The organism is Streptomyces sp. AJS327, assembly GCF_013450295.1.
GTDB lineage: Bacteria > Actinomycetota > Actinomycetes > Streptomycetales > Streptomycetaceae > Streptomyces.
Genome location: NZ_SKBR01000008.1, coordinates 1 through 13,303 on the forward strand (window position 1 = coordinate 1; position 13,303 = coordinate 13,303).

14 protein-coding genes are annotated in these 13,303 nt (G+C 65.8%); 8 read left to right on the forward strand and 6 right to left on the reverse strand.

Annotated elements, in window-relative coordinates:
• The 8 genes from E0L36_RS27205 to E0L36_RS28395 form a co-directional block, all read left to right on the forward strand.
• A partial coding sequence (locus tag E0L36_RS27205) for a hypothetical protein (RefSeq protein ID WP_219637153.1) occupies positions 1 to 367 on the forward strand: 367 nt, incomplete at its 5' end.
• A gap of 82 nt (positions 368 to 449) precedes the next feature.
• Entirely contained in the window at positions 450 to 1,517 is a 1,068-nt protein-coding gene (locus tag E0L36_RS26710; RefSeq protein WP_180931913.1) for an adenosylhomocysteinase, read from the forward strand.
• Positions 1,514 to 2,116 (forward strand): hypothetical protein, encoded by a 603-nt coding sequence (locus E0L36_RS26715; RefSeq protein WP_180931914.1) that lies wholly within the window; start codon positions 1,514 to 1,516, stop codon positions 2,114 to 2,116. The genes E0L36_RS26710 and E0L36_RS26715 overlap by 4 nt, the downstream gene beginning before the upstream one ends.
• Positions 2,113 to 3,018: a glycosyltransferase gene (locus E0L36_RS26720; protein ID WP_308416959.1), complete on the forward strand. Its 906-nt coding sequence runs from the start codon at positions 2,113 to 2,115 to the stop codon at positions 3,016 to 3,018. Before E0L36_RS26715 ends, E0L36_RS26720 begins: the two co-directional genes overlap by 4 nt.
• Positions 3,019 to 3,086: 68 nt before the next feature.
• Complete coding sequence (locus tag E0L36_RS26725) at positions 3,087 to 3,920, forward strand: aminoglycoside phosphotransferase family protein (protein ID WP_180931915.1); 834 nt, start codon at positions 3,087 to 3,089, stop codon at positions 3,918 to 3,920.
• Complete coding sequence (locus E0L36_RS26730) at positions 3,917 to 4,651, forward strand: glycosyltransferase (RefSeq protein WP_180931916.1); 735 nt, start codon at positions 3,917 to 3,919, stop codon at positions 4,649 to 4,651. Before E0L36_RS26725 ends, E0L36_RS26730 begins: the two co-directional genes overlap by 4 nt.
• A 1-nt stretch (position 4,652) precedes the next feature.
• Positions 4,653 to 5,552 carry a PIG-L family deacetylase gene (locus tag E0L36_RS26735; RefSeq protein ID WP_308416960.1) on the forward strand — a complete coding sequence of 300 codons (900 nt, stop codon included), beginning with the start codon at positions 4,653 to 4,655 and terminating at the stop codon, positions 5,550 to 5,552.
• Positions 5,549 to 6,607, forward strand: a complete 1,059-nt coding sequence (locus tag E0L36_RS28395; protein WP_180931917.1) for a glycosyltransferase — start codon at positions 5,549 to 5,551, stop codon at positions 6,605 to 6,607. Before E0L36_RS26735 ends, E0L36_RS28395 begins: the two co-directional genes overlap by 4 nt.
• A 15-nt stretch (positions 6,608 to 6,622) precedes the next feature.
• On the opposite strand, the gene E0L36_RS26745 is transcribed toward E0L36_RS28395, so the two are convergent.
• From E0L36_RS26745 to E0L36_RS26770, 6 genes are all read right to left on the reverse strand, one after another.
• Positions 6,623 to 7,654 carry a phosphotransferase gene (locus E0L36_RS26745; RefSeq protein ID WP_308416961.1) on the reverse strand — a complete coding sequence of 344 codons (1,032 nt, stop codon included), beginning with the start codon at positions 7,652 to 7,654 and terminating at the stop codon, positions 6,623 to 6,625.
• 862 nt (positions 7,655 to 8,516) lie between these two features.
• Positions 8,517 to 8,732 (reverse strand): hypothetical protein, encoded by a 216-nt coding sequence (locus E0L36_RS26750; protein ID WP_180931918.1) that lies wholly within the window; start codon positions 8,730 to 8,732, stop codon positions 8,517 to 8,519.
• A 116-nt stretch (positions 8,733 to 8,848) separates the two neighbouring features.
• The gene (locus E0L36_RS26755) at positions 8,849 to 9,388 is read right to left on the reverse strand and encodes a hypothetical protein (RefSeq protein ID WP_180931919.1); all 540 of its coding nucleotides are present in this window, start codon (positions 9,386 to 9,388) and stop codon (positions 8,849 to 8,851) included.
• A 617-nt stretch (positions 9,389 to 10,005) separates the two neighbouring features.
• Positions 10,006 to 11,304 (reverse strand): hypothetical protein, encoded by a 1,299-nt coding sequence (locus E0L36_RS26760; protein ID WP_258016645.1) that lies wholly within the window; start codon positions 11,302 to 11,304, stop codon positions 10,006 to 10,008.
• Complete coding sequence (locus E0L36_RS26765; protein WP_308416962.1) at positions 11,304 to 12,809, reverse strand: N-6 DNA methylase; 1,506 nt, start codon at positions 12,807 to 12,809, stop codon at positions 11,304 to 11,306. Before E0L36_RS26765 ends, E0L36_RS26760 begins: the two co-directional genes overlap by 1 nt.
• Complete coding sequence (locus E0L36_RS26770) at positions 12,806 to 12,997, reverse strand: hypothetical protein (protein ID WP_180931920.1); 192 nt, start codon at positions 12,995 to 12,997, stop codon at positions 12,806 to 12,808. The genes E0L36_RS26765 and E0L36_RS26770 overlap by 4 nt, the downstream gene beginning before the upstream one ends.
• Positions 12,998 to 13,303 lie beyond the last annotated feature (306 nt).

The window sequence follows — 13,303 nt, forward strand, 5'->3', positions numbered from 1 at the left end:
CACGATATGGAGGGGTTATGACCTCCGCGTTCACGTCCTGATCCTCGATCCGGACGAGGAGATGCTGGCGCGGACCCAGTCCGCCTGGCCGCCGCACTCGGAGGGGGTGCCCGGCAGCATCGCCTACCGCGCCGGACTCGGTGAGCGCGCCGCCGAACTCGCGGGGACCGGCTGGGCCGGCCACGACGGCCGGACACGGGGCTCCACTCCGAATCGCACATCGCGCGAATCCGTTCTCAGCCGTCTGAACTACGAGCAGGAGGAACCTCTTGACCGCCACGGTAGAGCCCGCCTCGATAGTCGAGCACTCTCCTCCGCAGCGCTCGGCGATCAGATCTATGACCCGCCCACCCTCAATCGCAGCTGACGCGTTCTTCGCGGAACTGGCGTCCGTGCTGCCCCGGGGCGACGCTGCAAGTCTGGTAGTCACGCACTTGCTCCCAGGCCAGATGAATTTCCTCCCGGCGCTCGGCCAGGTTGCAGAGGTCAGTGCCGTGCTGCCCAAGCCGAAGTCAGCCGACAGGCGCACGCAGGATGTGGTGTCGGAGACCCACCGACTCGACCCACTCGACCGTGGCCGCTTTGCGGACCCCGATTGGCTCGCCTCGTACTTGGAGGACCGGTCCGATGGACGGCCGATGGTCCTCGTGGACATCGGCGGGTACTTCGCTCCCGCTCTCAGCGAGGTGTGCCGGATGCTGCCGGGCCTCATCCGTGGCGTGGTGGAAGACACCGAAAACGGATTGCGCCGTTACCTCGCGCTTCCGGACCTGGCCTGCCCTGTCTACAGCGTGGCTCGCAGCCCGCTGAAGGAACCCGAGGACCGGCTCGTCGGTGAGGCGATCGTCTTTTCGGTGGAGACCTTGCTGCGTCGCCTGGGCGAGGTGTTGCCCGGACGCCAGGCCACTGTGCTCGGCTTTGGCAAGATCGGCGCAGGGATCGCAGCGGCGCTGCATGCCCGGCATGTCCGCGTCGTGGTGTATGACCGCGACCCCATCCGCCAGGCCCAGGCCGTAGCGGTCGGCTACGGCCGCGCTGCCTTCCATGACGCTTTGACTCAGGCCGAGCTGGTGTTCAGCGCTACAGGGAACCGGGCGATCGGAATGGAGGAGCTGGCCTGTCTGCACGATGGCGCGTTCCTTGCCGGAGCGACGTCGGCGGACGACGAGTTCGACCTGGCCGGCCTCGTCAGGCCCCGCAGCGGGTTCGAACGGGATGATGTGGTTCCCGGCGTTGCCCGGTACATGCGGGACGGCCGTTCGTTCAGCCTGCTCGGTAGCGGCAACGCCGTGAACTTCCTGCACACATCCGCAATCGGCCCAGCCATCCATGTGATCAAGGCCGAGATCATCGCTGCCGCTGCTCGGCTGGTGACCCTTCCACACGAGCCAGGCTTGTATGAGGTGCCGCACGGGACCCGCGCCGAGATCGCCGCCGCATGGCTGGACGCCTTCCAACCCACCGACAGCGCCCCCGCCCCCGTGACGGTTGCCTCCGAGGAAGGAGCGCTCCTGTGATCGTCGCGATAGAGGGGGTGAGCAACAGCGGCAAGACCACGCTTGCCAGGAGCCTCGGAGAATGCCTGGCGACGGAGACAGTCGGCTGCTATCAGCACGTGGCGAAGGACCCGGCGCTGCTGGGCAGACCGCTCGCTCACAGCAAGGAGGAACTTCTCCAGGCACTGCGCGTGCATCTGACCGTGGAGGAGGAGCGTCTGCGCCTCGCCACCGACGCAGTGAACCGTACGGGCATGGTGATCATGGACCGCAGTGTCGACACCACGCTCGCGCACCTGCGTGCGGTCGGTCGCCTCCGGGGCCTGAACGCGGAAGCGTCAGCGCGGACCTTGGTCCAGGCCCGGTGTGCGGCCGGGGCGGCGGTTGTCCCTGACCTGACCCTGCTGCTCATCGCCTCTCCCCAGCAGCTCGCCCGCCGGGGCCAAACACGTCCCGAGGTGCCGCGGCCTTACTACGCCGATGACTTCGCCACCCACTTCTACGGCCACTTCGCCGAGCCGGTCGCCAAGCACGTCGTGCGGATCAACGCCGACCTAAGCACCGATGACCTGGTCCGCCTGGCCCGCGAAGAGATCAAGCAGCACGGGATGGGTGGGTGACGGTGCTCGCGTATGGCTTTTGCCTCGACGAGAAATACCTGCTCCCTGGCCTGGTCACCGTCGGCTCACTCGCCGAGGCGCTGCGCCCAGCCGAACGCGGGCAGGCCGCCATCCGGGTACTCACGCTAGACCTCACGCGCCAGCACGCGGCCACGCTCGCGGACGTCGTCCGCAGGGCCGGCTTCGGGTCCTTCCGGCTGAGGTGGGCCACGCCGCCGCGCAGCGCGGTCATGACCGACACGGATTACATCAGCGTGACCTCGTATCTGCGGTTCGCCTTCACTCCAGAGTTCGTAGAGCGGCCGTACCTGATCTACGTCGACGCCGACACACTTGTCCTTGACGATCCGGCCGCCCCTCTCAACCACCTTCGCGAAGGCCAACTCGGGTTGACCGTTGACGAGTTCAATCCACGCATCGGCTACCGCGGGCAGGCACTCCCGGGCCTGGTCGATGACCGGCCGGAGCTGCGCGGACTGCCGTACTACAACGCCGGCATGTGGTGGACCACCACCAGCGCCCTGACCACGATCCGCGGTGGAGTGCGCTCAGCGCTCCAGACGGGGAAGCAGTATGTCTTCCACAACGACCAGGACGCCCTCAACCTCTGGGCCGCCGCCGGCACGGCACCTGTGACGTCGGTCGACGCCCGCTACAACCGGTTCGAACTCGCGCGGTTCCTGGAACGCAGCGACTGGCCGCGCCGCTACACCAGCCGTCCGCCGTATGCAACGGACACGGCGGTTCTGCACTTCGTCGGCAGTGCCAAGCCCTGGCTGACCAACTGCCCGCCCACCAGCGATGTGCGGCTGTACCGAACTGCCCTGGCCCGGACTCTGCGCATCGTCGACCGGCTTGGTGAACACAGCATCAGCTCCCCGCGATTCCGGATAGCCGCTTGAGCACGGCATCTCCACCGTCGGCTCTCCACGCCGCGTGCCGCACACTTCTCGGCACCCGGCCCCGCAGCATGCAGAGACTCACGAACAATCCCAGCTCAGCCGTCTACCGCATCACCACCGCTGAGCCGTCGACCCGCAGCCTGATCATCAAGCTGTACCGGGGCCGGGCCTGCTGGAGGGCGAAGCGAGAAGACGAAGCCCTACAGCACCTCGGCTCACTGCCCACCACCTTCTCTGTTCCCGCCGTCGCGGGACGGGTCGCCGTTCCAGGCACGGACATCATCGCGCTCGTCACCGAAGACATGGGCGAGCACCATCTGCACCACGCCGTGCAGAAAGGCCAGGTGCCTCGCATGACGGCGCTGAACAACGCTGGGGAACTCCTGACCGCCTTCCACCAACTTCCGCTGTACGAGTCAGCGGTCGCCGCGCCGCCCCTCGCGCAACGCCTCACTTCGCTCGCCGCTCGGCTACCGGAATCGATGCGCCTCGCGACGGCGGATGCATTCGTTGAAGCGATCAGCCTTGTAGCGGGCCGGCCTGCGGTGCTTTGCCACGGCGACCTCCACCTGCACAACATCGTCACCCACCGGCTTCACGACTCACACGGACTCGCGGTCATCGACTTCGAGGAAATCGGACTCGCCGTCCCGGAATGGGACCTCGCGCAAACCGCCGTCACCACCGACGCCTGCGCCAATGCCGACCTGGAACAGCTTCTTGCCGCGTACGCGCACCCCGTCGACACAGCCCTGTTAGCCCACCTGACCACCGTGCAATGCGTCCGCGGCTGGTACTACGCCTGCCGAGGCGAGGGCCGGGACGAGGCCCTGTGGCGACGACGCCTCTCGCTCTCCTTCAGCACCGCGCATGCCTCTGCTCCCTTGGAGGGCCACACATGACCGATCCGGCGATCTCCGTGATCATCCCCGCCTACAACGAGGAGAAGTACCTGCTGACCTACCTCCCCACCGTGCTGGCCTCCGTGGCCCGCCTGGAACAGGCCAGCGGGCACACCGCGGAAGTCATCATTGTGGACAACGCCAGCGACGACGCCACCGCCGCCATCGCGCTGCAATTGGGCGCCACCGTTGTCACCGAACCCGTACGCGGGATCGGCCATGCCCGCAACACCGGTGCTGCCCACGCGAAGGGCGGCTACCTGATCTTCATCGATGCCGACGTCGATTTCCCGGAGGACGGCATCACCGCCGTGGTCACGGCGATGGACACAGGCGCCACCGTGGGCGGCGCGATCCCCGCCCTGTACGAGCCGACGAAGCCGGCGACCCGGATGCTTTTCGGCTTGTGGCGCGGTATCCGGGCGATACGAGGCGGCGCGCAGGGCGTCACCCAGTTCTGTACCCGCAGCGCCTTCGACAACGTCGGCGGCTACCGCGCTGATCGCTACATGAGCGAGGACGTGGAGTTCTTCAGGCGCTTGACCAGGTTGGGCAAGCGCTCGCAAGCCCCTGTCGTTTCCATCGACCACCTGCGCGTCAAGCCCTCACCACGCCGCTTCGAGAGCTGGTCGAGCTGGCGAATGATCTGGTATACGAACCCGGTCACCGCGCAGCTCTTTCTCCGCTCCCGCCGCTTCTGGCAGGGCTGGTACGACAACACCGTCCGCTGAGGTGACAGCCCCCGTGTCCCTGATCGACCTTCCCGAACCGGATGCTGACGGCATCTACACCTTCCCCCAGGCTCTGCTCCAGGCCCACCACAGTCACCAGCAATTACTAGACGCCCGCGCCTGCGACGGTGACACCTCGGTCATCGACGTGACCGCGCCGTTCACCGGCGACCGCTTCCTGATCCAACGACCCGAGCAGGCGGATCGTCCGCTGATCGTGCTCGAACCGCACCACGACGACCTCGCCTTGTCGGCGAGCGGCATGCTGCTCTACCAGGCCCGACCGACCACCGTCATCACGGTCTTCACCCGCTCCGTCACGGTCCACCGTGCAGCACGTCAGCAGTACCCGGACGAGTCCTCCGTCTCAACACTGCGGGCCGCCGAAGCGCAAGAAGCGCTCCGGGTCTTCTCCGCCCGGCACCTCCAGCTCGGCCACGCGGACGCGCGGCCCCCCTACACGCAACACGACCCGGCAGTCCTCAACAAGGTCACACAAGACCTGGAGAACGCCCTCGCAGACCTGGGAGATGGTGAACTCCTCGCTCCCGCCGCGGTCACACGCCACCCCGATCACCTGCTCGTGCACGAGGCGGCCAAGCGGTTGGGGTGCCGCTGGCTCTGGGAGGACGTCGCCTTCTGGTCGACCTACGGCCTGTCCGTGGACGATCAGCAACTCTTCAGGGAACGGGTAGGCGACAGCCTGACCGAGGAGGTCTACGACATCACCCCGGTAATGCTCGACAAGTTCACCCTGCTCCGCCTGCACGCCTCCCAGCTCCAGCCCGACACCGCGCTGTACCGCCCACTGCGCTACGCCTGGACGGTCGCCGCACCCCTACGTCAGCGCAGCGGCCGGCCCCGGTTCGCCGAGCGATTCTTCCGCCTGGAGGCATCGTGACGACGCCGGAGCGCACCGTCGTGTTCGTCTGGAGACGCATCCCCCCGCCGTTCTTCATCGGCGGAGCAGAGGTATCTCAGCAACTTCTCGCCGAGGAGTTCGCCGCTGCCGGATGGACCACCCTGTATCTGGCCAGCCACGAACCGCCGTGGAGTGAAGAATCGGACATGACGTCCATGCTCCGTCACCTGGACGACACCGGCGTGCCGTACGCCCACTCGGGCGCGAAGGACGAGGTTACCTACACCTGGAACGGCGTCCTGGTCCGCGCCCTCCCGCGCGAACGGCTCGCCTCAGAGCTGGAGCGCAGTCTCGAAGCCCTGTCTCCACAGCTCGTCATCACCTCACAGGAAGGGTCCGCAGAGTTCGTTCGCCTGGCGCGAGCACGGACCAAGGTGGCTGGCTGGCTGCACTCAGTGTCGAGGACCAGCATGCACGTCCTGGACGGTGAACCGGACCATGCGCTGGTGACCTCGCAGTTCGTGCTCGGTCGCACTCAGGGGCCGCAGAACAACGTGCTGTTCTACCCGCCCTTCACCGTCCCCACGGGACGGTCCCTGCGCCGCGATCGTGATCTGCTCATGGTCAATCCGGTGCCGGCCAAGGGCTCCGAACTCCTGCACCGGCTCATCGCACAGATGCCAGAACGGCATTTCACGTTGGTCGAAGGCTGGTGGGACACCTCCGTCGAGTTCACCTGTTACCCCAACGTCACGTACGTGCCGCGCACTTACAACATGGGCAGCCTCTACGCCCGGCACAAACTTCTGCTTGTGCCGTCACTCGTCGAGGACGCTTTCCCCCGCGTCATCGTGGAAGCCGAACTCCTGGGACTCCCCACATTGGGATCCCGACGGGGCGGAATCCCGGAAGCCGTAGGACACCCCGGGCTACTCATAGATGCCGATGCCACTGCGGAAGGTTGGGCCGCCCGCATTCGCGCGCTCACGCACTCCGAACTCGACGTCCGGCGCCAGCACACCCATCATCGAGCCGAACGGCTGCTGCGCCCATGCCTGCCGGAACTCGCAGCCGCCAGAGTCATCCCCTCATGAACTGCTTTACCGTGCTCAGCGACTGAGGAACGCGACACGTACGGTGTCGCGTTCCTCAGTCCACCACTGAATCAGCCGCTCGCCCGACTCCCAGAGTGCATCGGCGCCGAAATCGTTCTTGTCGTAGTGGAACTGGAGCTGCCAGTAGTCCGTCAGTCGCTTCCACCACAGCCGCTCGACCGCATCCGCCAAATCCTCGTCGGCTAGGTCGCGCTGCGACCGGTACCCGGTCACGAACGCTGCCACCAAGTCGAGGTCGAGATATCCGTTGGCAGTTCCGAACTGGACCTGCGCCGTCCGTACGACCTCTTCCGCATACGGACGAATGCCCAAGCGGTCCCAGTCGAGGACGGCCGCGACCGTTCCCTGACGCCACAGCACGTTCAAGGGCTGGAAATCGCCGTGAGTCCACCCCCACGGCCCGGCGGGCGCGTCGTCCGCCGGGCGCTGATCGGCATGCTCGACGATGAGCCTCTTGCGCTGATGCAACGCGCGCTCCGTCGCCTGGTCGAACAGGCCCGGCTCGTCCAGCCGCGCGATCGTGCCAAGAAACCGATCAGCTTCGGCGAGCGCCGCCTCGGGCGCTGTGCCCTTGGCCCTGGGCCGCTCGCCCACGTGCCCGAGCGGGACGGCGGGGTCGGCCAGGCCGCGGTGGATGCGGCCCAGCAGCGATCCGAGCGCGTGTGCCTCGCTCCTGTGAAGCTCAGCTCCTTGCCGGTGCGCGCCTTCCACCCAAGGAAGCAGGCAGTAGCTCCGGTGTCCCATGGTCACGAGCGGTTCGGACGTCACGCTCAGGTATGGGGCACACACGGGGAGACCAGCAGTCTTCAGCCTACTGAGCACCGTGAGACTACGGCGCAGCTTGTCTACCGGTGTATTGACGACTTCCTTGAGGGCGAACGAGCCCTTGTCGGTGTCGAGCTTCCAGTTCCGGTTCAGCAAGCCCTCAGCGAGATACCGCACCGAGTGAACCTCGCCGAGCTCGTACGCGTCCGCCACCGCGGGCAGATGCTCAGTCGGGGGCGGCTCGGTTCCTGCAACAGTCACGCCGTGAGGCTACCGGCTCATCTAAGGGTCCCGTGCCCTGTCCGTCCTATCGAGGCGCTGACGCGTGACGTCGACTCTCGGTCACGCCAAAGAGGCCAGATGCGGCACCCCGAGGTACCCGTCCCGCCCCGGCTCAGCCCGCTACAGTCAGGCCAGTGACCATGGACACCACCCCCGCACCGACCACTGATCCTCGCGACCTGCGCGATGCCCTCGTGGGCGGTTGCCGCGCGGTGCGCGCGGATCGCTCCCGAGCTGGCAGCCAGGGCCGGCTACTGATCCGACGAGCCGGCTCCGAGTGGCCGCCGACGGCCAGCTCGCGGGGGCTCAGAACTTGGGTGTCGGCGGTCCACACCCAGGACCGCCCCCCACCGCCGTAGCTAGCCTGACCTGCACTAACTTCTGCCGCACTTCTCACGAATCTGGGTGTGAACTGGGTGTGATCTTGGAGAAGTGAAAGGGATCTGAGAAGTACCCCCCGGGTCGCGCAGCAGTCACCACGCCCAGCAACACCACCATTTACACCCCATCCGACCAGGTGTTTTACCCACGGAAGTCCAGGTCAGAGGAATCCACCCCCGCCGCGATCTTGACAGCGCCCGTAATTCGGGACGAAGAGGTCGTGGGTTCAAATCCCGCCACCCCGACAGAAGAAACACCAGGTCAGGGGCCTGATCCACTTTGTGGGTCAGGCCCCTGAATCGTTTCTGGAGATCGTTTGGGAGAAATCTGGGAGAAGGTCTTGGTCGGGGTCTCCCAGACGAGGGTGCGTGACCTGACATCCTGTGCAGCTCAGGACGTCCTCGAAGCTTGCGAAGCAGCAAACGTGACTGCTGCGCGAGGTCTCAGCCTCAGTCCTGCATCACTGCCCGAGCAGAGTTGCCTCGACCTGCTCCCAGCTCGGGGTTTGCTCCTCGGACGACTTCGTGACCACCGCTAGCAGCTGACCGTTCAGCTGCGCGTCGAAGGTGGCGTCGTCTGGCTGAAAACCGCCGCCAACGGCGTCCTGGGGAATCGGCTCGGCTGGAACGCCGAGGAAGAACCTGGCTGGAGAGGGGCCGAGCAAGTCCGCTCGCACCCAGCTTCCCCGAACAGGCACTCCGAACAGGCGCGGCATTCTGTCCCCATCAGGCACCGGAGCGGTGGCATAGAGATGCCCCGACAGTTCAGCAGCTTCCCCTTCGGCACCCCGGATCAACTCGGATACGGGTGTCGGGTCAGGTTCCCGCGCTTCAAAGATGGCGTCGTCCTCCAGGAGAGGGCGACCTCTTGGCATTCTTCGACTGCCTGACGCTGCTGGCGTACGGATACCGCCCTGCGTCGTATGCAATCCCTGGAGATCGTCACCGCCACCGGCTGTTCCTGCTCTGAATTCACTGGCACTGGCCATGAGGCATCGTGCAGATGAAACAGGTCTACGGTCACACCGACCGGCGTGATCCAGGACCAGCTCATGATGAACGGATGGTCTTTGTGGGCCATTGACCAGCTCAGCATCTCGTCCAGCCGGTCGCGCTGTCTCTTCTGGATGGTGCTCGAAACCGACTTCCATGACCGTCCCCGCGCCTCGTCGGCAACCGCGCCCCCGGGCAACGAGAACAACAGGTCCGGACGAATGCCGCGGCTGGCGAACCGGCCGACGAGATAAGTAGGCAGGACATCGAAGTTGGCGATGCGGCGAGGGTGCGCACGCCAGGCGTAGAGCTGTTCGGCGGAAGCGGTGAGCAGACCCATGCCTACGCACTCGCTGATGAAACGACGGATGTGCAACGCGCTTTCGAAGAACGCAGAATCAATGGCTTGCCGGCCTCATCGTCAAGACAGCTGAGAAGCAAGTTCAGCTCATGACGTCGAGCAAGGTAGCCAGGCATCCCGGGAACCTAGGTTGCCAGGGCATTCGCGAGGACAAGCGACGACAGACGCATATCCGCTTGGTACACCCGCGGACGATTCGGTACCACAATCCTTGGCACACCGCCCGCTGGCTGCCTTTTGCCAACGGAGCACACCCATTCCCGGATCACGACATGGCTCATGCCCGTGAAGCCTAATCGTCGGTTCGCCTTGCTGGCAGATCGTGGCCTCAGCACTTGGTCGGCAGCCCCACCCTGGAGAAGCTCAGGGGGTCAGGAACGCCCCTGAAACAGTCGGTCACACGTCCGGCACTCCGGCATTGAGCTCATCCAGCACACCGTGCCGCTGGCCGCTGTGCCACTCGCAGCACTCACCGCCGTGTCACGAATCGCCGCCGCACTCGCTCATGAGTCGTGATGGTCTAATTAGAACGCGGCAAGAATGCTCAACGGCACCCCACCACCCGAAAGTATCCCCCGGCTTCTTCCTGCCGAGGTTCACGGATCAGGCCGATCATTGCCGGTCATACCCCGTGGTGCGGGGCCCGCGGTGGGGCGAGGAGCAGGAACACTCTGCATTTCCGGCTCGGCTGTCGGTTCCCGAAGGAAGCCGGCTTTCGCTGAGATGTCGCGCAGGAGAGCGTCTCGCAGGGTGTGCAGCGTCGTGATCTTGGCGACCAAGAGTCGCGCCACGGCATGCAGAGGATCGGCCATCGTGTGGAAGTCGGCGCGCGTGAACCGGTCCGGCCAGGTGACCCCCAGGCGCTTGAGAGCGCCGGCGGAGATTTCCCGGCCGTTCTGGCCCTGCGCCAACCGCGTGATGTCGCCGCTCCTACTCCTGAGTTCGTGGAGCAGCCACCAACCGTCCCCGTCCTCAATAGGTCGTACGGCCACGACGCCTCTTAGAGGAATTGCTGGTCGGCACGGCACAGCGATGTGTGCCCCGTCAGAACGGGCGCTCAGCATCAAGGTGCCGGGAGGACATGCCTCGACGCCGTTCGCTGGACTACTCAGACGGAACCTCTGGACGTGGGGCACGGGGAGGTCATAAAGATCTTTAGGGGCGATCACGTCGGTTGCATCAGTGCTGGGCTCTGTGGGCAACGGGGAAAGTGAGCGTTCGGATCCTTTGCCCGTCTTCGGCTTGGCGACCTTCGCAAGCGGCCGTGTCTCCCACGGCGGAATCGCCGAGGCCCAGTCGTCATGGAGTGCGTCGGCCAGTTCCACCGCCTTGCGCGCGGTCTCTTGGTAGAGGGCGGTCATCTCCTCAATGAGGCCGAAGGCTCGGTGGTATGCAGTGATGACGTCTGGCGGAGGCAACGGAAACAGCATGCGGCGGAGAGTGCCGAGGCTGATGGTCGGCTCGACGTGTGCCGTCACGTCTTGATCGATGTGGGCCTTCGCCGTGGGCGTCTGTAGCCAGATACGCAGCCACCGCACTATGTGCGGCTCAGCGCGGATGATGCCGATCGACCTGGTCGCTGTACATCCCGCGTGCTCGGCGGTGACCAGTGCGGAATCGCCCACCCGCCGGACGAGGACGACGGCCAGGTCGCCCTGCCTGAGGGTTGCCCGGCTGAATGGGGATTCGCGCGGCCGACATTCGTTGGCCCTGGGCGAGAGGATCCTGCCGTCCTGGACGAACGTCGAGCTGACGACTCCTGCAGTCTGATCGGCAGCCGCGTCGTCGAGGAAACCGGAGGTGGTGTAGATGTTCCTGCGAGCCCGCTCGATTTCGATGGAGGTCGTCTGCCAAGCCGCGCTGCCCGAGTCGATCTGGTCGGTAGTGGTTTCCATCAGATCTCCTCCAAGACGTCCATCAGTCGCAGCTCCAGGCCGCGCATCTGGTCGAACTGATCGGCCAGTTCGAGCTTCAGCTTCTCGACCCGGCTCCGTGTGTCCCGTTCGGGGATGGGAGGCTCCACGGCGTACGAAGTCGGCATCAGGCTGTACCCGCGGTCGGCGATCTCCTCCGTGGAGCAGCTTCGGGACCAGCCGGCTGCGTCGTTGTACGGCGCGACCGCAGCACCGTTCTCGGAGAGGCCACGCCAGACCGCCAGGGTGGTGAGGATCAATGCCGTGTTCTTGTCGCCCAGCCTCCGTGCTCTCGATCCCGGGACCGATTCGAAGGCTCGCCGCGCATTGACGAAGAGCACCCGCTGGCGACGGTCCAGGACACCCCAGCCGGGGCGCGCGTTCTTGTCCCTGTTGAGCACCCACAGACAGGCTGGGGCTTTGGTGTGACCGAACACGCGAGGCGGCAGCGCGATCACGCACTCGACGAGATCGTCACGCAGGAGGCGTTCGCGAAGCCTTCGGGTGACGGGTTGTCTACTGTTGGCCGTGCTGTCGGCCATCAGGAAGACGGCACGTCCGGCTGGAGCCAGCGCATGCGCGATGTGCTGAATCCACGCCGAGTTGGCGGCCCCTCGGGACGGCGGTTCTTCCGGCCACCGGGGATCGACGGGGACCGAGGGACCCGACCGGTGGGCGCCCTGCTCCGTCTTGTCCTCCGGCGCCCAGCCACGCTGGTTGAAAGGAAGATTGGCCAGGATGATGTCGTGGGACTCGGGTTCGGGCTCCGCGAGGCTGTCCCCGGGCGGGAAGACGTGAGCCGTGATCCCCCGCACCGCGAAGTTCATGCGGGCCACCTGCGAGGTGTGGGCGTGCTGCTCCTTTCCCTGCAAGGACATGGTCGGGTTCAGTTCGACGCGCTCGCGAACGTAGCGGTGACTCTCGACAAGCAGTCCCCCTGAACCGCAGACCGGATCCAGCACTCTGTGCCCGTCGCGGGGCACGGCCGCACCGACCATAAGACGCGCCATGTCACCCGGCGTGAAGTAGTGGCTGCCGTCTGCCTGGTCCGCCGAGAGATCGCGGAGACACTGGTCGAGTAGGGAGCCGACCCGCTGGGTAGAGCCGATGGCCTGGACGAGAGCGTGCAGTGATCCTTCGGAACCAGGAGGCGGAACGGGCATCAGGCTCCTCGTGCCCGCGTCGGCGCCCTGTTCGTCGGCTGCGGGAAGCCAGTGGCTCAGACACTTGCTCACGGCAGCACGGATTCCCGAACCGCGCCCTGCCGGCTGCCCCAGCAACCACGACCATGTCGGTACGCCGGTGCCGGGAGAGGAGTGCGCGGTCCGGCTCAGGTACAGCAGGCCGAGGACGAGGCGAGTCGAGTCGTGGGCGTTCATCAGTCGCGAGAGGTGCATGCGGTGTCGGCGCACCTTCACGAGCATCTCGTCGAGCGAGGAAGCATCCTCGAGCTGCACGCGCCCTCCAAGGGCACCGATGTCGCTCACGAGCCCACCACACCCAAGGCACCCATGACTACGACAAGGAGCGACAGGGAGCCAGCGAAGGTCAGTGCTCCGGTCTTGAAGGCCGCCGTGGGATGCCCTCCCTCGACGACGGTCACGACGCTGCCGACCAGAGCGGCGACCAGCGCCGCGAGGATCGCGATGATCACGTACATCAGCCTCAGCTGCACGGCTTTCCTTCCTGAGGTCGTGGGATCTCCCAGTGGACGAGTGAGCCGGTGATCCCTGGCTTCAGGAAGGACAGTAGAAGACGTAAGTCACGCGCTGCCAGGTGCACGCCGTTTGGGATTTCTCTACGGTGTGCGCCCGGACTTCAAGCACTTTCGGTAAGTGCACGTCGTTTGGGGTTTAAGACGGCCAGTCGGCAAGGGGGTGTATCCGGGCTTTCGCGACTCACGTCACGATCCGATTGGGCAGGCGAAAAAGCCTTGACCCATATCAGTGGGCGCTCTGCGCAGGGATTGCGTCCAGGACAC

What these genes read in the sequence shown, in the direction of transcription:
- E0L36_RS26710 (WP_180931913.1), top strand. Translation starts at nt 450, where the DNA reads ATGAATTTCCTCCCGGCGCTCGGCCAGGTTGCAGAGGTCAGTGCCGTG.
- E0L36_RS26725 (WP_180931915.1), top strand. Translation starts at nt 3,087, where the DNA reads ATGCAGAGACTCACGAACAATCCCAGCTCAGCCGTCTACCGCATCACC.
- E0L36_RS26730 (WP_180931916.1), top strand. Translation starts at nt 3,917, where the DNA reads ATGACCGATCCGGCGATCTCCGTGATCATCCCCGCCTACAACGAGGAG.
- E0L36_RS26755 (WP_180931919.1), bottom strand. Translation starts at nt 9,388, where the DNA reads ATGGGTCTGCTCACCGCTTCCGCCGAACAGCTCTACGCCTGGCGTGCG.
- E0L36_RS26760 (WP_258016645.1), bottom strand. Translation starts at nt 11,304, where the DNA reads ATGGAAACCACTACCGACCAGATCGACTCGGGCAGCGCGGCTTGGCAG.